Source organism: Streptomyces sp. NPDC059696, from assembly GCF_042733745.1.
Taxonomy (GTDB): Bacteria; Actinomycetota; Actinomycetes; order Streptomycetales; family Streptomycetaceae; genus Streptomyces.
This window is the reverse complement of record NZ_JBHWFG010000061.1, coordinates 1-19,689: the sequence shown is the minus strand read 5'-3', so window position 1 is coordinate 19,689 and position 19,689 is coordinate 1. Positions and strand designations below refer to the sequence as shown.

Annotated in this window: 17 protein-coding genes; 6 read left to right on the top strand and 11 right to left on the bottom strand. The window is 71.5% G+C overall.

Features of this window, described 5'->3' with window-relative positions; translation table 11 throughout:
• Together ACFV20_RS35790 and coxB are read right to left on the bottom strand one after the other, a co-directional pair.
• Window positions 1-327: cbb3-type cytochrome c oxidase subunit I (locus ACFV20_RS35790; RefSeq protein ID WP_385665137.1), on the bottom strand; the 327-nt coding region annotated here is incomplete at its 3' end.
• Entirely contained in the window at window positions 324-1,289 is a 966-nt protein-coding gene (gene coxB, locus ACFV20_RS35785) for a cytochrome c oxidase subunit II (RefSeq protein ID WP_385665134.1), read from the bottom strand. The genes ACFV20_RS35790 and coxB, both read right to left, overlap by 4 nt.
• Window positions 1,290-1,554: 265 nt before the next feature.
• On the opposite strand from coxB, the gene ACFV20_RS35780 reads away from it, so the two are divergent.
• The gene (locus ACFV20_RS35780; protein WP_385665131.1) at window positions 1,555-2,934 is read left to right on the top strand and encodes a cysteine desulfurase/sulfurtransferase TusA family protein; all 1,380 of its coding nucleotides are present in this window, start codon (window positions 1,555-1,557) and stop codon (window positions 2,932-2,934) included.
• Window positions 2,935-3,077: 143 nt separating this feature from the next.
• On the opposite strand, the gene ACFV20_RS35775 is transcribed toward ACFV20_RS35780, so the two are convergent.
• A complete protein-coding gene (locus ACFV20_RS35775; RefSeq protein ID WP_385665128.1) occupies window positions 3,078-4,052 on the bottom strand; it encodes a carbohydrate kinase family protein in 975 nt (324 codons plus the stop codon).
• Between the two features lie 132 nt (window positions 4,053-4,184).
• Between ACFV20_RS35775 and ACFV20_RS35770 the strand changes: the two genes are divergently transcribed.
• Window positions 4,185-4,391 carry a hypothetical protein gene (locus ACFV20_RS35770; protein ID WP_385665125.1) on the top strand — a complete coding sequence of 69 codons (207 nt, stop codon included), beginning with the start codon at window positions 4,185-4,187 and terminating at the stop codon, window positions 4,389-4,391.
• Window positions 4,392-4,930: 539 nt separating this feature from the next.
• A complete protein-coding gene (locus tag ACFV20_RS35765; protein ID WP_385665140.1) occupies window positions 4,931-6,790 on the top strand; it encodes a hypothetical protein in 1,860 nt (619 codons plus the stop codon).
• Between the two features lie 89 nt (window positions 6,791-6,879).
• On the opposite strand, the gene ACFV20_RS35760 is transcribed toward ACFV20_RS35765, so the two are convergent.
• Window positions 6,880-7,236, bottom strand: a complete 357-nt coding sequence (locus tag ACFV20_RS35760; RefSeq protein ID WP_031109243.1) for an iron-sulfur cluster assembly accessory protein — start codon at window positions 7,234-7,236, stop codon at window positions 6,880-6,882.
• 283 nt (window positions 7,237-7,519) lie between these two features.
• Here ACFV20_RS35760 and nadA point away from each other — a divergent pair, with 283 nt between their 5' ends.
• The gene (gene nadA / locus ACFV20_RS35755; protein WP_385665122.1) at window positions 7,520-8,704 is read left to right on the top strand and encodes a quinolinate synthase NadA; all 1,185 of its coding nucleotides are present in this window, start codon (window positions 7,520-7,522) and stop codon (window positions 8,702-8,704) included.
• An 18-nt stretch (window positions 8,705-8,722) separates the two neighbouring features.
• Here nadA and ACFV20_RS35750 read toward each other — a convergent pair whose 3' ends face one another.
• From ACFV20_RS35750 to ACFV20_RS35725, 6 genes are all read right to left on the bottom strand, one after another.
• A complete protein-coding gene (locus ACFV20_RS35750) occupies window positions 8,723-10,957 on the bottom strand; it encodes a protein kinase (protein WP_385665119.1) in 2,235 nt (744 codons plus the stop codon).
• Window positions 10,958-11,102: 145 nt separating this feature from the next.
• The gene (locus ACFV20_RS35745; RefSeq protein WP_385665117.1) at window positions 11,103-14,237 is read right to left on the bottom strand and encodes an efflux RND transporter permease subunit; all 3,135 of its coding nucleotides are present in this window, start codon (window positions 14,235-14,237) and stop codon (window positions 11,103-11,105) included.
• A gap of 151 nt (window positions 14,238-14,388) precedes the next feature.
• The gene (locus ACFV20_RS35740; protein ID WP_385665114.1) at window positions 14,389-15,072 is read right to left on the bottom strand and encodes a response regulator; all 684 of its coding nucleotides are present in this window, start codon (window positions 15,070-15,072) and stop codon (window positions 14,389-14,391) included.
• Entirely contained in the window at window positions 15,069-16,298 is a 1,230-nt protein-coding gene (locus ACFV20_RS35735; protein WP_385665111.1) for a sensor histidine kinase, read from the bottom strand. Before ACFV20_RS35735 ends, ACFV20_RS35740 begins: the two co-directional genes overlap by 4 nt.
• A gap of 154 nt (window positions 16,299-16,452) precedes the next feature.
• Window positions 16,453-16,731, bottom strand: a complete 279-nt coding sequence (locus ACFV20_RS35730; RefSeq protein ID WP_234849884.1) for a hypothetical protein — start codon at window positions 16,729-16,731, stop codon at window positions 16,453-16,455.
• 23 nt (window positions 16,732-16,754) lie between these two features.
• Window positions 16,755-17,552, bottom strand: coding sequence for a PspA/IM30 family protein (locus ACFV20_RS35725; RefSeq protein WP_385665108.1), 798 nt, complete (start codon window positions 17,550-17,552; stop codon window positions 16,755-16,757).
• A gap of 307 nt (window positions 17,553-17,859) precedes the next feature.
• Here ACFV20_RS35725 and ACFV20_RS35720 point away from each other — a divergent pair, with 307 nt between their 5' ends.
• Window positions 17,860-18,459, top strand: coding sequence for a DUF3043 domain-containing protein (locus ACFV20_RS35720; protein ID WP_385665106.1), 600 nt, complete (start codon window positions 17,860-17,862; stop codon window positions 18,457-18,459).
• A gap of 83 nt (window positions 18,460-18,542) precedes the next feature.
• Complete coding sequence (locus ACFV20_RS35715; protein WP_385665104.1) at window positions 18,543-19,244, top strand: class I SAM-dependent methyltransferase; 702 nt, start codon at window positions 18,543-18,545, stop codon at window positions 19,242-19,244.
• A 46-nt stretch (window positions 19,245-19,290) separates the two neighbouring features.
• Here the strand turns inward: ACFV20_RS35715 and ACFV20_RS35710 are convergent, their stop codons facing one another.
• Window positions 19,291-19,503 (bottom strand): hypothetical protein, encoded by a 213-nt coding sequence (locus tag ACFV20_RS35710; RefSeq protein WP_385665101.1) that lies wholly within the window; start codon window positions 19,501-19,503, stop codon window positions 19,291-19,293.
• Between the last annotated feature and the right edge of the window lie 186 nt (window positions 19,504-19,689).

The following is a 19,689-nucleotide window of genomic DNA, read 5'->3' as shown; positions in this document are numbered from 1 at the left end:
CCAGTTCGCGAAGCCGGCGAACAGCGGCGTCGCGAACATCAGCAGCATGATCGTGCCGTGCATCGTGAACGCCTGGTTGAACTGCTCGTTCGACACGATCTGCAGACCGGGACGGGCGAGCTCGGCACGCATCACCAGCGCCATCACGCCGCCGATGACGAAGAACGCGAACGACGTCGCCAGGTACAGCGTGCCGATCGTCTTGTGGTCCGTCGTCGTCAGCCACTTGACCACGACGCTGCCGCGGTTCTGGCGCCGGACCGGCAGCTCGTCCTCGTAGTGGGACCCTGCTGCCGCGGCACCCTGAGGTTCGTTGAGGATGCTCACAGGTTGTTCGTCTCCCGGTTCTTCTCGTGGCTCGTCTGCGCGATGCCGGCAGGAACGTAACCGTTCTGCTGCTTGTCCACGAGGTCCTTGAGGTGCTGCTCGTAGCGCTCGGGGGAGACGACCTTCACGTTGAACAGCATCCGAGAGTGGTCGACGCCGCAGAGCTCGGCGCACTTGCCCATGAAGGTGCCCTGCTTGTTGGGGGTCACCTCGAAGGCGTTGGTGTGGCCCGGGATGACGTCCTGCTTCATCAGGAACGGCACCACCCAGAAGGAGTGGATGACGTCACGCGAGGTGAGGATGAAGCGGACCGTCTTGCCCTCGGGCAGCCACAGGGTCGGGCCCGGGTTGCCCGTCTGCGGGTTCCGGGTGCCGGGGGTGCCGCAGTCGTTGACGCCGCCGGCGCCAGCCGGGAAGTCCTTCTTGAAGCGGTCCGGGATCGCCGCCAGGTCCGGCGAGGTCTTCGCGTCCCCGGTGGAACCGGCGACCGGCTCGATGTAGTTGAAGCACCAGCTCCACTGGAAGCCGACCACGTTGACCGTGACGTCGGGCTTCTTCTTGAGGCTGAGCAGCTCGGACTCGTCACGGGCGGTGAAGTAGAACAGCACCGAGACGATGATGAGCGGAACCACGGTGTACAGCGCCTCGATGGGCATGTTGTACCGGGTCTGCGGAGGAACTTCGACCTTGGTGCGGCTGCGCCGGTGGAAGAAAGCACTCCACAGGATCAGACCCCACACCAGCACGCCGACGGCGAGCGCAGCCGCCCAGGAACCCTGCCACAGGGAGAGGATCCGGGGAGCCTCTTCCGTGGTCGGGGTGGGCATACCAAGGCGGGGGAAGTCTTCCCAGTTGTACGAGCAACCGGTGGCTGTCGCCAAGACCAGGCCCGCGGTCAGTGCCTGCAGCAGCTTCCGCCGCATCGGGCGCCGCGGCGAGCGGTCGGAGCCGTTGGGACTCACGTAGCGCCTTCCCGAGAGTCTCGCCCGCGCGGATCGGCTGCGGCCTGGCCTTCTCGCTGGTCGGTCGCGGCCCTGCGTCGGGCAGGGGTTTGGATGTTTATGCGGACCAAACCCTAGCCGACGCCCTCCGGGGGTTCTCGGGGAGGGGTGCCTAGCGGGGTGGGTGGTTCGCTGGTTTGGCGGGTGCGGGCTGTTTGTGGCTGTTCGCGCCGTTCCCCGCGCCCCTTCGGGGACGTCCTCGTGCCGGGCGTTCTAGCGTTGCCGTGTGGGTTACTTCGATGCTGCTTCCGGTGTTCCTCTCCATCCCGTCGCCCGGCAGGCTCTGCTGGCCTCCCTCGACGAGGGGTGGGCGGATCCTGCGCGGCTGTACAGGGAAGGGCGGCGGGCGCGGATGCTGCTGGACGCCGCCCGGGAGGCCGCCGCTGAGGCCGTGGGGTGCCGGGCGGACGAGCTGGTGTTCACCTCGTCCGGAAGCCGTGCCGTGCACACGGGCGTTGCGGGGGCGCTGGCCGGACGGCGCCGGGTCGGACGCCACCTGATCGTGTCAGCGGTCGAACACTCCTCTGTACTGCATTCGGCGGAGGCGCACGAGGCCGACGGCGGGTCCGTCACGCAGGTGGCCGTCGACCGGGGCGGGGCGGTGGACCCGGCGGCCTACGGTGACGCCCTGCGCGCGGACACGGCGCTGGCGTGTCTGCAGTCGGCCAATCACGAGGTGGGGACGGAGCAGCCCGTCGCGGCGGTGGCCGAGGCGTGCCGGGCGGCCGGGGTGCCGTTGCTGGTGGACGCGGCGCAGTCGCTGGGCTGGGGGCCGGTGGGCGGGGGGTGGTCGCTGCTGACGGCCAGTGCCCACAAGTGGGGCGGGCCGTCGGGGGTGGGGCTCCTCGCGGTCCGCAAGGGTGTCCGGTTCGCGGCGCAAGGGCCGGTGGACGAGCGGGAGTCGGGGCGGGCACCCGGTTTCGAGAACATCCCGGCGATCGTGGCGGCGGCCGCGTCACTCAGGGCCGTACGGGCCGAGGCGGCCGAGGAGGCGGTGCGCCTGCGGGAGCTGACGGACCGGATCCGGGCACGGGTGCCCCGGCTGGTGACGGACGCCGAGGTCGTCGGTGATCCGGTGCGCCGGCTGCCCGGGATCGTCACCTTCTCCTGCCTGTACGTCGACGGCGAGGCCCTGCTGCACGAGCTGGACCGCGAGGGTTTCTCGGTCTCGTCCGGATCGTCCTGCACGAGCAGCACGCTGACGCCGAGCCATGTGCTGCGGGCGATGGGTGTGCTGAGTGAGGGAAATGTGCGGGTTTCGCTGCCCCTCGGGGCGGCCGAGGAGGACGTGGAGAGGTTCCTGGAGGTGCTTCCCCGGGCGGTGGCGGCGGTGCGGGAGAAGCTGGGGGCGCCGGCGCCGGAGACGGTGGTGCGGGAGGCCGACGTGCTCGTCGTGGACTCCCTGGGCAAGAGGTGCCCGATCCCGGTCATCGAACTCGCCAAGGTCATCGGCGACGTGCCCGTGGGCGGCCTGGTGCGGGTGCTCTCCGATGACGAGGCCGCCCGCCTGGACATCCCGGCGTGGTGCGAGATGAGGAACCAGGAGTACATCGGCGAGGAGACGGCGGATCGAGGAACTTCCTACGTGGTCCGCCGAACGACCTGAGTCGCTCGGGTGCGCGGGGCTGTGTCGACATGCGGCTGCCCTGGTCCGCCGAGCGACCTGAGTCGCTCGGGTGCGCGGGGCTGTGTCGACATGCGGCTGCCGCCGCGGGGCGCGACCAGCCCCACGCACCCGTGGACGGCGGATCAGCCCAGATGCCCCCGGACCTCTTCCGCCGCCTCGTCCCCGTACGCCTTGGTGAACCGCTCCATGAAGTGCCCGCGCCGCAGCTGGTACTCCTGCGTCCCCACCGTCTCGATGACGAGGGTCGCCAGCATGCAGCCGACCTGCGCGGCGCGCTCCAGGGAGACGCCCCACGCCAGGCCCGACATGAAGCCCGCGCGGAAGGCGTCGCCGACGCCCGTCGGGTCGGCCTTGCGCTCCTCGTCGGGCGTGCCGACCTCGATCGGGTCCTCGCCGACCCGCTCGATGCGCACGCCGCGCGCGCCGAGGGTGGTCACCCGGTGGCCGACGCGGGACAGGATCTCCGCGTCGCTCCAGCCGGTCTTGCTCTCGATGAGGCCCTTCTCGTACTCGTTGGAGAAGAGGTAGGTCGCCCCGTCCAGCAGGATGCGGATCTCCTCGCCGTCCATCCGGGCGATCTGCTGGGAGAAGTCGGCGGCGAACGGGATCTTCCGCGAGCGGCACTCCTCCGTGTGGCGGAGCATCGCCTCCGGGTCGTCGGCGCCGATGGAGACCAGGTCGAGGCCGCCCACGCGGTCGGCGACGGTCTTCAGCTCGATGAGGCGGGCCTCGCTCATCGCGCCCGTGTAGAAGGAGCCGATCTGGTTGTGGTCGGCGTCGGTGGTGCACACGAAGCGGGCGGTGTGCAGCGTGTCGGAGATGCGGACGGACTCCGTGTCGACACCGTGCCGGTCGAGCCAGGCCCGGTACTCGTCGAAGTCCGCGCCGGCGGCGCCGACCAGGATCGGGCGGGTGCCGAGCTGGCCCATGCCGAACGCGATGTTCGCCGCGACGCCGCCACGGCGGACGTCGAGCTTGTCGACCAGGAACGACAGCGAGACCGTGTGCAGCTGGTCCGCTACGAACTGGTCGGCGAAGCGGCCGGGGAAGGTCATGAGGTGGTCGGTGGCGATGGAGCCGGTGACTGCGATGCGCACGGCGTGGATTCTCCTGAGGGAGGCGGACCTTGACAGTTCACGCTATCGGGTGGGCGGGACGGCTCTGAAGGCATCGAAACTACCCGATAGTAGATCTTTCTCGGTGAGCACGACCGTGCATACGGTGCCGCTATGACGAACCTCAAGGTCCATGCGCCCGTTCCGGTCGATCTCGAGGGCGATCTGGCGTCGCTGCCGCGTGACGGGGCGCGGATGGCCCCGCACTGGGCGGTCCCCCGGATCGTCTCGCGGCCGGTCTCCCCCGCCCTGATCCACGGCGTGTCCGTACCCCCGGCATCGGCGCGGCTGCTCGACGCCATGTCCGACTACGGAGACTGAACGGCGCACACGCGGGAACCGTGTGCTCCCCCGCTGCGTCCCATCGCTGTCCCCCGTAAAGGGGAGGCGGGATACGACCCACCAGCGGTCCGGGTATGACCGGGCCGGGTCCCATGGGACAGCTGTGCAGCCGAAGGAGCGATGCGGTGAACACCGAGCGACCCGACAACGACGACGACGTCAGGGAAGCGGCCGACGCCCCCGCCGAGGCCGCTCCGCGGACCGGGGCGAGCGGCACGGCGAAGGCCGGGTCGTCGGAGGAGGGCGGCGCGTCGGCGGAGCCCAGCGCGTCGGCGGAGCCCAGCGCGTCGGCGGAGCCCAGCGCGTCGGCGGAGACTGCCGAGTCGGCGGAGCCCAGCGCGTCGGCGGGCGCTGGGCAGTCCGCGGAGAACGCGGAGGCGGGGGAGAACGGGGAGTCCGCGGAGAACGCGGAGAACGGGGAGTCCGCGGAGAACGCGGAGAACGCGGAGACGGCGGAGAACGGGGAGAACGCGGAGGCGGCGGAGAGCGGCGAGTCGGGAAGGTCCGATGACACCGGCGTGACCGGCGAGGCTCCCGAGGGCGCTCCGGACGGCGAGGCGCGAGCCGCCGAGGCGGAAGCCGCCAAGGCGGAAGCTGCCGAGACCGACGAGGCCGCGGCGGCCGCCCCGGCCGTCGCTGAGCCCGGCACGCCGGACGAGGCGGCGGAGACGGCTGCGACGGACGGGCGGCAGGCGGTTGGGCAGGCCGGGGACCGCAAGGACGAAGCTGAGCCGTCCCCGGATCGCGAGGCCGTCGCCGAGGGCACGGACGCCGGGGAAGCCCGCTCCGCCTCGGCAGCGGAACCCTCACCAGCGCCGGGAGCCACCCCTGCACCCCTTCCCGAAGCCGCCGCGGACGACACCGAGTCGCGGGCGGCCCGGCCCCGGACCGCCCCCGGGCCGGTCCGTGAGCTCTCGCGCGAGCACGGGGACCTGGTCGCTCACGGCGGTGGTCGGCCGCGGACGCCCGCGATCATCGCCTCCGTCGCCGCCGCCGTGCTGCTGATCGGCGGGGGCGGGGCCTGGCTCGCCGCCAACGCGTCCAGCGGGTCGGGCGGCGGTACGACCTCGGGCGCGCCCGGCGGGGACGACACTCCCCCGCCGCTCGCGCTCGACGGCTACTCGGAGTCCACCGCGGGCGGCGGCAACGGCATCGCGCCCGGCGAGCCCAACCCCTACGGCGCCACCTACCGTCTCGGCGGCCCCCTGCCCGAGGGCCCCGCCAAGGCGGCGGTGTACCGGGCACGGGGCGAGGTCGGCACGGCGGACGTGGCCCGGCTGGCGAAGGCCCTCGGGGTCGAGGGCACGCCGGTGGCGCAGGGCGAGGTCTGGAAGATCGGGGGGCAGGATGGGTCGGGGCCGAGCCTCCAGGTCAACCGGCAGGCCCCCGGGTCCTGGACGTTCAGCCGGTACGCGCCGGGGACCGACAACTGCAAGGGCACCGGCACCTGCGGCGGCGCCCCACGGTCCGAGGGCACGCCGGTGAACGAGGAGGTGGCCGAGAAGGCCGCCGCGCCGGTGCTGAAGGCGGTGGGTCAGGACGACGCGAAGGTCGACGCGAGCCAGGTCATGGGGGCCCAGCGGGTGGTCGACGCCGCTCCCGTGGTCGGCGGACTGCCCACGCACGGCTGGTCGACCGGCGTCACGGTCGGGGCGGACGGCGAGGTCGTCGGCGGCACCGGTCAGCTGCGGACGCCGGTGAAGGGCGACACCTACCCCGTGGTCACCGCCGAGAAGGCGCTGGAGCTGATGAACGGGCAGCCGAAGAAGGACCACCGGATGGGCATCGGCGGCTGTGCCGGCCCCGTGCCGCTGAAGGACCGGGTGGAGCAGCCGTGCGAGCAGCCGGCGAGTGGTACTCCGCAGCAGGACACGGTGACGGTCGAGAACGCCGTGTTCGGGCTGGCCGCGCACGTCGTGGACGGCCGGCAGGCGCTGGTGCCGTCCTGGCTGTTCGAGGTGACGGCGCCGGGCGCGAAGGACCCGTTCACGGTGACGTACCCGGCGGTGGAGCCGACGTACCTGGCCTCCCCCGAGCCGAGCGGGCCGAGTGACCGGCCTACGGCGGCTCCCGGGCCGCGCGAGGTGAAGGTGGACGGCTACCGGGCCGAGGGCGCGGAGCTGACGGTGTCCTTCACGGGCGGCGTGTGCGCCGACTACGACGTGAAGGCGAGTGAGAAGGGCGACGAGGTGACGGTCTCCGTGACGTCGACCCCGTGGCCGGACAAGGTCTGCATCATGATCGCCAAGCAGTTCCAGAAGACCGTGCAGCTGGATGAGCCGCTCGGTGACCGGGCCGTCGTGAACACGGACGGCAAGGCGGTGCCGCTGGCCAAGGAGGGTGCGCGGCTCCCGGCTCCCCCGACGCGGGATCGGTAGGAGCGGCACACAGCGCGAAGGCGGCGGCCCCCACAAAGGGGGCCGCCGCCTTCGTCGTGTCCACGGCCGCCGGTGGCGGCTCGGCGGGCTCAGCTGAAGGAGTCGCCGCAGGCGCAGGAGCCCGTCGCGTTCGGGTTGTCGATCGTGAAGCCCTGCTTCTCGATGGTGTCCACGAAGTCGATCGTGGCACCGCCCAGGTACGGAGCGCTCATGCGGTCGGTGACGACCTTCACACCGCCGAAGTCCTTCTCGACGTCGCCGTCGAGGGCGCGCTCGTCGAAGAAGAGCTGGTAGCGCAGGCCGGAGCAGCCGCCGGGCTGGACGGCGACGCGCAGCGCGAGGTCCTCGCGGCCCTCCTGGTCGAGCAGCGCCTTGACCTTGGACGCGGCGGCGTCGGTCAGGATGATGCCGTCGGTGACGGTGCTGGTCTCGTCCGATACGGACATCTACATCTCTCCCGGGTTGTACGGAGACTGCTTGCCGACGGTTGCAACCGGCGGGGCCTCGGATTCATTCCGGGGCCGGGCGCTCGATCTCGGCTCCTTTTCATGCTCGCACACGCACCGGGAACCGGAAAACGGCTCTTTCCGGGTCTTCCCGGGAATGAACGCGGGCTCGCCGGGATTCACGTCACACAGACGCTATGGCCATCGTCAAAGCGACGTGAAGCGGTTATGATAGATAGCGTCAAATCGACGAAAAGTCGCAGAAACAGAAAGGGTGCGTGTCGTGACCACCGCCCAGACCCAGGAGCTCGACGTCCAGCCGACGCCCCTCGCCCTGCTGCTCCTCGGCCGTGAGGCCGACCCGAAGAGCGAGCGCGGTGTGGAGTGTCCCGGCGACCTGCCCTCGCCGTCCGACCCGGACCTGGTGGAGCGCGCCCGCAAGGCGAAGGAGAAGCTCGGGGACAAGGTCTTCGTGCTCGGCCACCACTACCAGCGTGACGAGGTCATCCAGTTCGCCGACGTGACGGGTGACTCGTTCAAGCTCGCCCGGGACGCGGCCGCCCGCCCGGAGGCCGAGTACATCGTGTTCTGCGGCGTCCACTTCATGGCGGAGTCGGCGGACATCCTGACCTCCGACGACCAGAAGGTCGTGCTGCCCGACCTCGCCGCCGGCTGCTCGATGGCCGACATGGCGACGGCCGAGCAGGTCGCCGAGTGCTGGGACGTGCTGACCGAGGCCGGCATAGCCGAGCAGGTCGTACCGGTCTCGTACATGAACTCCTCGGCCGACATCAAGGCGTTCACCGGCAAGCACGGCGGCACGATCTGCACCTCGTCCAACGCCAAGCGGGCTCTGGACTGGGCCTTCGAGCACGGCGAGAAGGTGCTCTTCCTGCCGGACCAGCACCTCGGCCGCAACACCGCGGTCCGCGACATGGGCATGTCCCTGGAGGACTGCGTCGTCTACAACCCGCACAAGCCGAACGGCGGCCTGACCGCCGACGAGCTGCGCGCGGCCAAGATGATCCTGTGGCGCGGCCACTGCTCGGTGCACGGCCGCTTCAGCCTGGACTCGGTGAACGACGTGCGCGCGCGCATCCCCGGCGTGAACGTCCTGGTTCACCCCGAGTGCAAGCACGAGGTCGTGGCCGCGGCGGACTACGTCGGTTCGACCGAGTACATCATCAAGGCCCTGGAGGCCGCGCCGGCCGGCTCCAAGTGGGCCATCGGCACCGAGCTGAACCTGGTCCGCCGCCTGGCGAACCGATTCGCGCCGGAGGGCAAGGAGATCGTCTTCCTCGACAAGACGGTCTGCTTCTGCTCGACCATGAACCGCATCGACCTCCCGCACCTGGTCTGGGCCCTGGAGTCGCTGGCCGAGGGCAACCTCGTCAACCGCATCGAGGTGGACCCGGAGACCGAGGCGTTCGCGAAGCTGGCCCTGGAGCGGATGCTGGCGCTGCCGTAAGCCGCACAGGCCCCGCGCTCACCCCGGGACGGGTTTCCGGTCGGGGTGAGCGGGGTCGAGGGTGAAGATGTCGCCCTCCGCCGTGGCGACCACGAGGGCGCCCTCGTTGAGCCGCACCTCGGAGCGCCACCACCCCTGGTTGGTCACCCGCCGGGCACGCGGCATGGTCTCCCACAGCAGCGTGCCCTTCCGGGTGTCGAGGGCGGCGACCCTTCCGCTGGCGCTGGACAGGTAGACCACGTGGGCGCGCGGGTCGTGGGTGACGTCGCTGGGCTGCTCCAGGCTCGTCCGGGTCTGCCACAGCCGCTCGCCCGTGCGGACCGACACCGCGGTGACCTGTCCGGACGACGTGGCGAACCACAGGGTGCCGCCCGAGAGCGCCGCGTTGCCCTCCAGCGGCTCCGCGAGCCGCACCGTGCGTTCCTCGCCGGTGTCCGGGTCCAGCAGCCGGATCCGGGCGAAGGCGTCGTCCTCCTCGTCCTCGGTCGGATCGAGGAAGACCAGACGGCCGTCGAAGGTGCCGACGAGGGTGCGGTCGGTGGGCACCGTCACGCGTCGTACCGAGCCGTCGGCGGGGTCCATCCTCAGCAGGAACGTCTCCTTCAAGGGCATCTGGTCGGGTCCGCACACCAGGTAGCGGTTCCCGTCGGTGTCCGCCGGGCTGCAGTGCCGCCCCCCGGGCAGCGGTGCCGTCCAGCGTCCGGCGCCGGTGCGCGGCGAGCGGGCGGTCACGGAGCGACCGCCGTCGTCCGGCACGATCACCAGGTCGCCGAAGAGATACGGGCGGACCGTGTCGACGTCCACGGTGCGGTGCCACAGCCGCTTGCCGGCCCGGGTGTCCAGGGCGGCGACCGTGACCTTCACGTTCTCCCCGTGGTCGGGGTCGTACGTCTGCTCCACCAGCATCGCGTCGTCCGTGACACCGAGGACGGTGAAGCTGTACGACCCCTGGCCCGTACCGGGAGGCAGCACGTCGGCGCGCCAGTCGGCCTGTCCGGTCAGGGCGTCGAGGCGCACCGGCAGGACTCCGTCGCCCGCGCAGTAGAGAGCACCCTCGTGCGGCTCGCACTCCGGGCCGTTCAGCGACCCGGTCCCGGCGTTGCCGAGTCCCTGCTTCACTCCCTGTGCGGCGGGGGCGTTCACCGTCGTCTGCCAGGGTTTCCAGCCGGCCGGGACGGCCGTCCACCGGGAGGGCGCCGTGCCGGTGGGGTCGGTCCCGCCGCGTGCGTCGTCCCCGTCCCTTCCGGGTCCGACCAGCAGATAGCCCGTCAGGCCGAGCGCGAGGGCGGCGGCCGTGCCGGCCGTGACCCACCGCCGCCGGGTACGGCTCCGGCGCCGGACCGCGGGCGGCGGGCCGGGGTCGGCGACCGCGGCGGGCCGGGTGCTGACCAGAGCCTCCTCGTCCGTGCGCGACGCCACCGTGTCCTGGTCCTCGGCACCCGTCTCCGGCAGCGCCGCCACGAACTCCCGCGCCAGTTCGTCCAGTCCGGGCCGGTCCGCGGGGCTCTTGGCGAGGCAGCGTTCCAGCAACGGGTGCAGAGGGTCGGGGACGCCGTCCAGGACCGGCGCGTCATGGACCACCCGATAGGCCGTCAGATACGGGCTGTCCGCGTCGAACGGGCCCCGGCCGGTGCTGGTGAACACGAGCAGCGCACCCACGGAGAACACATCGGAGGCCGGGCCCACCGAGCGGGCGTCGGTGAGCTGCTCCGGGGACATGAACGGCGGGGTGCCGATCATCTGGCCGGTCTCGGTGAGGGTGTGGTGGTTCTCGGCCGCGCGGGAGATGCCGAAGTCGATGACGCGCGGCCCGTCGTCGGCCATCAGGACGTTCGCGGGCTTGAGGTCCCGGTGCACCACCCCCGCCCGGTGGATCTCCCGCAGCGCCTCCACCAGCCCGAGCGCCAGCCGGCGCAGTGCGGTGCCCCGCAGCGGGCCCTGCTCGCGGATCAGGGCGGCGAGGGAGGGGCCGGGCACGTACTGGGTCGCCATCCAGGGCCGTACCGCCTCCGGGTCGGCGTCCAGGACCGGCGCGGTGAAGGCGCCGCTCACCTTGCGGACCGCCTCGATCTCCTGGCGGAAACGGGCGCGGAAGACGGCGTCCTCCGCGTACTGGGCGTGCACCACCTTGACGGCGACCTCGCGCCCCGAGCGGGCCCGGCCGCGGTAGACGACCCCCATGCCCCCGGACCCGAGCCGGCCGACCAGCTTGTACCCGCCGATCGACTTCGGGTCGTCCTTCTGCAGCGGCACGCCCGGTTCCTCTCCCCCGCCATGCAGTCCGGGTCAGGATACGTAACGGCGGCACGGCGCAGGCCGGGGCCCGAACCGTTCTTTCCGGTTCGGGCCCCGGCCTGCGTACGGGACCTGCTGTGCGGGCTCGGCGGGGAGCCCGCGATCAGACGGACGCGCGCTCCGCCTCCGGCGAGGCCGGCGTGGTGCCGGGCTCGTCGCCCGCCTTCTTGGCGCGCCTGGCCGCGCGCTTCTCCGCGCGGCGCTCCTTGCGGAGTTCGACCATCGCGTAGAGCGTCGGGACGAGCAGCAGGGTGAGCAGCGTCGACGTCACCAGGCCGCCGATCACGACCACGGCCAGCGGCTGGGCGATGAAGCCGCCCTCGCCGGTGATGCCGAGGGCCATCGGCAGCAGGGCGAAGATCGTCGCCAGGGCGGTCATGAGGATCGGGCGCAGCCGGTGCCGGCCGCCCTCGATCACGGCCTCGACGACGCCGTGGCCCTGCTTGCGGTACTGGTTGATCAGGTCGATCAGCACGATCGCGTTGGTCACCACGATGCCGATCAGCATCAGCATGCCGATCATCGCAGGGACGCCCATCGGGGTGCCGGTGGCGATCAGCAGGCCGATCGCGCCGGTGGCGGCGAACGGGATGGAGACGAGCAGGATCAGCGGCTGGATCAGGGACCGGAAGGTGCCGACCAGCAGCATGAAGACGATCGCGATCGCGGCGAGCATCGCCAGGCCCAGGTTGGCGAACGCCTCGTCCTGGTCCTCGGAGACACCGCCGATCGACGCCGTGGCGCCGTCCGGGAGCTTCAGCGCGTCGATCTTCGACTGGAGCTGGGCGCTGACCGCGCCGGTGTTGTCGCCGGTCGGCTTCGCGGTGATGGTGGCGGCGCGCTGCCCGTCGATGCGGGTCATCGAGACCGGCCCGTCGACCTGCTGCACCGTGGCGATGTCGCCGAGCTTCACCGCGCCGCCCAGGCGCAGGTCCTGAAGCTGCTTCAGGGTGGTGGCGGGCTTCGCCGAGCGGATGACGACGTCGCGCTCGGTGTCGTCGAGGACCGCCTTGGCCACGGTGGTGCCGCGCACGGCCTGGGCGACGACCGCCCCGAGGGTCTGGTCGTCGAAGCCGGCCGCGGCGGCCTTGTCGTTGGCCTTGACCGAGATGCGCGGCACGCTGGTCGCCAGGTCGCTGGAGACGTCCGTGACGTCGTCGAGGGAGGCGACCGCCTTGCGGACCTCCTCGGACGCCGTGCGCAGGACGCCGGCGTCTGCGGCCTTCACGACCACGCTGAGGTCCTGGCTGCCGAAGCCGTCACCGGCGGCGACCGTGGTGGTGCCGATGCCCTTCAGGCCGGCCAGGCCCTTCTCGATGCTGTCCTGGACGTCCTCGTGGGACGCCGAGTCGTCCAGCATGACCTGGTACGACGCCTGGTTGGTGTCGGTGCCGCCGCCGAAGGCCGCCATGAAGCCGGACGAGCCGACCGTGACCTGGTAGTCCTTCACGCCCTCGGTGCCGGCGAGCAGGCGCTCGACCTTCTTCGCCTGGGCGTTCGTCGCGGCCAGGCTGGTGCCGGGCTTCAGCTCCTGCTTGACGGTGAGGACTTCCTGTTCGCCCTGGTCGAAGAAGTTCGTCTTCAGCAGCGGCGCCATGCCGAACGTGCCGACCAGCACGACGATCGCGAGGGCCACGCTGGTGAGGCGGCGCCGGGTCGCGAAGCGCAGGACGGGGACGTAGAGCCGCTGGAGGCGGCTCCGGGCCTCCTTCTCCTCGGCGATCCGGCGGGCCTCGGCCGCGTCCTCGGGGGTGCCCTTGGGCGGGCGCAGGAACCAGTACGACAGGACCGGCACGACGGTCAGGGAGACGAGCAGGGACGCCAGCAGCGCGGCCGTGACGGTGAGGCTGAACGAGCCGAACAGCTCGCCCACCATGCCGCCGACCAGGCCGATCGGCAGGAACACCGCGACCGTGGTGAGCGTCGAGGACGTCACCGCGCCGGCGACCTCGCGCACGGCGTTGAGGATCGCCGAGTGGCGCTCCTCGCCGTAGCCGAGGTGGCGCTTGATGTTCTCCAGGACCACGATCGAGTCGTCGACGACCCGGCCGATGGCGATGGTCAGGGCGCCCAGGGTGAGGACGTTGAGGGACAGGTCGCGCGTCCACAGCACGATCAGGGCGAGGACCACGGACAGCGGGATGGACACCGCGGTCACGAGGGTGGAGCGGATCGACGCCAGGAAGACCAGGATCACCAGGACGGCGAAGAGCAGTCCGAGGGCGCCCTCGGTGGTCAGGCCCTCGATGGACTTGGACACGGCCGGGCCCTGGTCGCTGACGACCGTGAGGGTCGCGCCGGAGCCGAGGTCCTCGCGCAGGTCCGGGAGCTTGTCCTGGACGGCGTCGGAGATGGCGACCGCGCTGCCGTCGCGGTCCATGGTGACGGCGACGGAGAGGCTGGGCTTGCCGTCGGTGCGGGTGATGGAGTCGGCCGTGGCCTCCTGCTGCTTCACCGTGGCGACGTCGCCGAGGCGGGCCGGCCTGCCCTTGCCGGGCTCGCCCTTGACCATCAGGTCGCGGATCTGCCCGACCGAGGTGAAGCCGCCGCCGACCTGGACGGTGCGGTTGGCGCCGTCCTCGTCGAAGGAGCCGGCCGGGACGGTCGCGCCGCCCGCCTTCAGGGCCTCGCCGAGGGACTGGGCGGTCAGGCCGGCCTTCGCCAGCTTCGCGTCGTCGGGCGTGACGGTGACCTGGACGTCGCGCACACCGTCGACGGTGACCTGTCCGACGCCGTCGATGCTCTTGAGGTCCGGCACGACCGTCTTGTCGAGCTGGTCGGCCAGGGCCTGCTGGTCGCGGCCGGAGGTGACGGCGAGGACGACGGTCGGGATGTCGTCCGTGGAGCCGGCGACGACCTGCGGGTCGACGTCGTCCGGGAGCTGCACGCGGGCCCGGTTGACAGCCTGCTGGACGTCGGCGACCAGCTGGTCGGTGTTGTTGCCGTAGTCGAAGGACGCCATGATCACGGCGTTGCCCTCGCTGGCGGTGGAGGTGACGCCGCTGATGCCGTCGACGGCTTCGAGGGTGTCCTCGATGGGTTCGACGACCTGCTTCTCGACCACGTCCGGGGACGCGCCCTGGTAAGGCGCCAGCACCGACACCATGGGCAGTTCGATGGTGGGCAGCAGCTGCTGCTTGAGCTGGGGTATCGCGATCGCCCCGAAGACGAGCGCGATGATCGACATCAGCCCTATCAGGGCCCGTTGGGCGAGGCTGAATCTCGACAGCCAGGACATGGGTGAGGGTCTCTCTTCTGTTAACGGCAGAAGCGGCAGCGGACGAGCGCCCGCCCCTACACCCTGAGCCATGCGGGAACCGGGTTCCGTAGGCCCCAGGTCCAAATCCTTATGCGGCGCATACTCCGCCCGCAGTACACCCGGGGAGGGCTCACTCCACCCTTGGACGTACCAGGCCCGACTCGTACGCGGTGACCACGAGCTGGGCGCGGTCCCGGGCGCCCAGCTTGGCCATGGCCCGGTTGACGTGCGTCTTCACCGTCAGCGGGCTGACTTCGAGGCGCTCGGCGATCTCGTCGTTGGAGTGCCCGCCGGCGACCTGGACCAGCACCTCGCGCTCCCGGACGGTGAGCGAGTCGAGCCGTTCACCGCGGGCCGGGTCGCGGTCGCCGCCGGCCGGGTCCTGCGTGGCGAGGAACCGGGCGATCAGGCCCGTGGTGGCCGCCGGGGACAGCAGGGCCTGGCCGCCCGCGGCGATACGGATGGCGTTCAGCAGTTCCTCGGGTTCGGAGCCCTTGCCGAGGAAGCCCGAGGCGCCCGCGCGCAGCGACTGCACGACGTAGTCGTCGACCTCGAAGGTCGTCAGGATGACGACGCGGACGTCGGCGAGGTCGGGGTCGGCGCTGATCATGCGGGTCGCGGCGAGACCGTCCGTGCCGGGCATGCGGATGTCCATGAGCACGACGTCGGCGTGCCGCTCCTTCGTCAGCCGGAACGCTTCCGCTCCGTCGGAGGCCTCGCCGACCACCTCCATGTCGGGCTCGGAGTCGACGAGCACGCGGAAGGCGCTGCGCAGCAGCGCCTGGTCGTCGGCGAGCAGGACACGGATGGTCATGCGGGGTCCTCCCCGGTCGGTGTGCGGTTCTTCAGCGGCAGGATGGCATGGACGCGGAAACCGCCGCCGTAGCGGGGACCGGTGGTGAGGGTGCCGCGCAGGGCGGTGACGCGTTCGCGCATGCCGAGCAGTCCGTGGCCGCCTCCGTCCTCGTGCGCGGGCCTGTCCTCGTGCTCGCCGCTGCCGTCGTCGAGCACGGTGATCTCGATGTTCGGTCCGACGCGGACGACGCTGACCTCCGCCTTGGCCTGGGGCCCGGCGTGCTTCTGCACGTTGGTGAGGGCCTCCTGGATGATCCGGTAGGCGGCCAGGTCGACCGCAGCGGGCAGGGTGGTGTCCTGGTCGGCCCGGGCGACCTCGATGTGCAGGCCGGCGTTGCGGAAGGTGCCGGTGAGTTCGTCGAGGCGGTCCAGGCCCGGGGCGGGTTCGGTGGGGGCCGCGGGGTCGTCGGACTGCCGGAGCAGGCCGACGGTGGCGCGGAGTTCGTTGAGCGCGGAGCGGCTGGCCTCACGGACGTGCCCGAGGGCTTCCTTGGCCTGGTCGGGGCGCTTGTCCATGACGTGGGCGGCGACTCCGGCCTGGACGTTGACCAGGGCGATGTGATGGGCGACGACGTCGTGCAGGTCCCGGGCGATGCGCAGGCGCTCCTCGGCGACGCGGCGGCGGGCCTCCTCCTCGCGGGTGCGTTCCGCCTTCTCGGCGCGTTCCCTGATCGCCTGGACGAAGGCGCGGCGGCTGCGGACGGCGTCACCGGCGGTGGCGCCGATGCCGGTCCAGGCGAGGATGCCGAGGTTCTCCTGGGCGTACCAGGGCAGGGGGCCAGCGGCCATGGCGGAGCCGGTCAGCACGGCCATGGTCAGCAGGCCGATGCGCCAGGTGGTGGGGCGGTCGGTGGTGGAGGCGACGGTGTAGAGCGCGACGACGGCGGACATCGCGACGGGCGTGCGGGGGTCGCCGGTGACGGACTCGATGACGGAGAGGGTGCCGGTGACGGCGAGGACCGTCATGGGGGCGCGGCGGCGGAAGACCAGGGCCGCGGCACCCAGGGTCATGAGGAGGAGGCTGAGCGGGTCGGGGGTGCGCAGGGCCCAGCTGACGCTGTCGCGGTGCCGGGGTTCCACGAAGGAACCGGCGACCATGCAGAGGAGGACGGCGAGGGCGAGGACGGCGTCCATGGCCAGGGGATGCGCTTTGGCCTGGCATCGGGCCCGCGCGACGGTGCTCACGGTTGTTCACCGTAGCCGGGCCGGCTGCGGTTGTGTGAGGTGCTCCGCGCCGGGCCCGAGGCCGGGTGGGCCGGCGGGTCCGCGGAAGGGCACAGCGGGGCTGCCACTGCGCCCACCCCCCGAGCTCTCGGCGGCACGCGGGGCCGCGGCGAGGTCAACCTGGGATCAGTCCGTCGTCGCTGAGCAGCTCCCGGACTTCCTCCAAGGTCGCGTCCGGGGACGGCAGGATCAGTTCCGATGGTTCCAGGGAGTCGTCCGGGAGGGGGGCGCCCAGGTCGCGGACCCTGGTCAGGAGGGCCTGGAGGGTCCGGCGGAAGCCGGGGCCGTCGCCGTTCTCCATCTCCGCCAGGAGCTCGTCGTCCAGCTTGTTCAGCTCGGCGAGGTGGCCGTCGGCCAGGCTCACCTGGCCCTCCCCCATGATCCGTACGATCATGTCGCCCTCCTAGGCGTGGACCCCTACTGCTTGTCGAAGCGTGGTGTGTCCTGCGGCTGCTGCTGGGACTGCCGGCCGTCCGAGCCGCCTTCGATGGCCTGCTGCCCGCTGCTCGAACCGCCGGCCAGCTCGGCCTTCATGCGCTGCAGTTCCAGCTCTACATCCGTACCACCGGAGAGCCGGTCCAGCTCGGCCTGGATGTCGTCCTTGTGCATCCCGGAGGGGTCGTCGAGGGCGCCGGAGGCGAGCAGTTCGTCGATCGCGCCGGCGCGGGCCTGGAGCTGGGCCGTCTTGTCCTCGGCGCGCTGGATGGCCAGGCCGACGTCGCCCATCTCCTCGGAGATGCCGGAGAAGGCCTCGCCGATCCGGGTCTGCGCCTGGGCCGCCGTGTACGTCGCCTTGATCGTCTCCTTCTTGGTGCGGAAGGCGTCGACCTTGGCCTGGAGCCGCTGGGCCGCCAGGGTGAGCTTCTCCTCCTCGCCCTGGAGCGTCGCGTGCTGGGTCTCCAGGTCGGTCACCTGCTGCTGGAGCGCGGCCCGGCGCGAGAGCGCCTCGCGGGCCAGGTCCTCACGGCCCAGCGCGAGCGCCTTGCGGCCCTGGTCCTCCAGCTTGCCGGACTGCGACTGGAGCTGGTTCAGCTGCAGTTCCAGGCGCTTGCGGGAGGTCGCCACGTCGGCGACGCCACGGCGGACCTTCTGCAGCAGCTCCAGCTGCTTCTGGTACGAGTAATCAAGGGTCTCGCGCGGGTCCTCGGCCCGGTCAAGGGCCTTGTTGGCCTTCGCGCGGAAGATCATCCCCATACGCTTCATGACACCGCTCATGGGCTTCGCGCGCCCCCTTCTGACCGACTCCGGTTCCAGCTCCAGCGACAGAACCCACAGTACGGGCCCTGCATCCATTACCGCACTGTTCGGGGACGGATGCGCTCATCCCCAAGGACGACTGCGTGCGCTCCCGCTCCGGCGTAGGGAGTAGGTGGTCCCCGGGGTCACCGGAGCCGTACAACCCCGGGGGTCCGTCCGGAGGCGTACGCGACGTCCCCTCTGTCCCCTTACAGACGACTGGTGTTGCCGGATCGTTCCCCACGGGGCTGGGGTCCATGCCCGGAAGCCCTTACCCTTGGGTTTTGTGTTCCGTAGCCGTGCCAAGGACGAGAAGGCCCAGGACGCCGACAAGGCGCCGGTGAACTTCTCCAAGCAGCCCCGCGACCCCCAGGCCCCCAAGGGCCGCCCCACGCCGAAGCGCAGCCAGGCCCAGAGCCAGCGCCGCAGCGTGGCCAACACGTCGATGACGCGCAAGGAGGCCGCCAAGCGACAGCGCGAGGAGCGCCGTACCGCGATGGAGCGGCAGCGCCAGGCGCTGGCGAGCGGGGACGAGCGCTACCTGCCCGCGCGTGACAAGGGACCGGTCCGCCGGTTCGCTCGCGACTTCATCGACTCGCGGTTCAACATCGCGGAGTTCTTCCTGCCGATGGCCGTGGTCATCCTCGTGCTGAGCATGGTGCGGGTGGCCTCGCTGCAGAACATCGCGCTGCTGCTGTGGCTCGTGGTGATCGTGCTGATCGTGCTCGACTCGTTCGTGACGTCGTTCCGTCTGAAGAAGCAGCTGAACGAGCGCTTCCCGGGTGAGAACAAGCGCGGCGCCGTCGCCTACGCCCTGATGCGCTCGCTCCAGATGCGTCGGCTCCGGCTGCCGAAGCCGCAGGTCAAGCGTGGAGAGCGGCCCTGACCACGACGCCGTTCTCCGGGGGTGCGGCGGATGCCTGGCTGGACAAGCTGGGCGGGCTGCGCGATGTCGTCCGGCAGGAGCTGGTGGCCCGCCAGCTGGACGAGCAGATAGTCGGCCGGTTCCCGGTCGGGCAGCGCCTGCGGGTGCTGGACGTGGGAATGGGCCAGGGCACCCAGGCGCTGCGGCTGGCCCGGGCCGGCCATCAGGTGACCGGTCTGGAGCAGGACGCGACGATGGTCGCCGTGGCCCGGAAGTCCCTCGCCGGGGAACCGGAGGGCATCCGGGAGCGGATGCGGATCATCGAGGGCGACGGCCGCGACACCGGCGTGCACTTCCTGCCGGGCAGTTTCGACGTGGTGCTGTGCCACGGCGTCCTCATGTACGTCGAGGAGCCCGACCCGCTGCTGGCGGGGCTCGCCCGGATGCTCGCGCCCGGCGGGCTGCTGTCGCTGCTGGTGCGCAACGGGGACGCGCTGGCGATCCGGCCGGGCCTGTCCGGTGACTGGTCCGGGGCGCTGGCGGCCTTCGACACCGTCTCCTACCGGAACCGGCTGGGGCTCGACGTGCGGGCCGACCGGCTGAAGGACCTGACGTCCACGCTCGCGGGGATCGGGGCGCCGCTGCACGCCTGGTACGGGGTGCGGGTCTTCACCGACACGGCGGCGGACGACGCGCAGGTGCCGGACGACGTGGAGACGCTGCTCGCGGTGGAGGAGAAGGCCGGGCGGACGGACCCCTACCGCGGGGTGGCGGCGCTGCTGCACCTGTGCGGCGTGCGCGGCTGACACCCCGGAAGGGGGTGGGCGAGGGCCGTGGCCCCCGCCCACGGGCTCACGCCTCGGCCGCGTGCAGGCTCATCGGCCCGTAGATCTCCGTGGTGTCCTCGAACAGCCGCACCTGATCGGCACCGCCCTCCTGGAGGGTCTTCCAGTGCTCCCCGATCCAGGACTCGGCGTCCCCCTGGGTGGGGAACTCCTCCGGCGGCACCGAGGGCTGGACCTCCGTACCGTCGGTCTTCTCGAACCGCCACGTCCATGCCGCCATGTACGCCTCCCATGTGTGTGAGCACACTGCACAGCGAAAAGCCGGATCTTGGTCCGGCTCCACCTCAGAGCGTAAGTGTTCCGCGGATCGAGCGAGACAGACCTCGCGGGGGGCGGGTGATCCGGCGAGACAGACCTCGCGGGGGGCGGGTGATCCGGCGAGACAGACCTCGCGGTGCGAGTGATC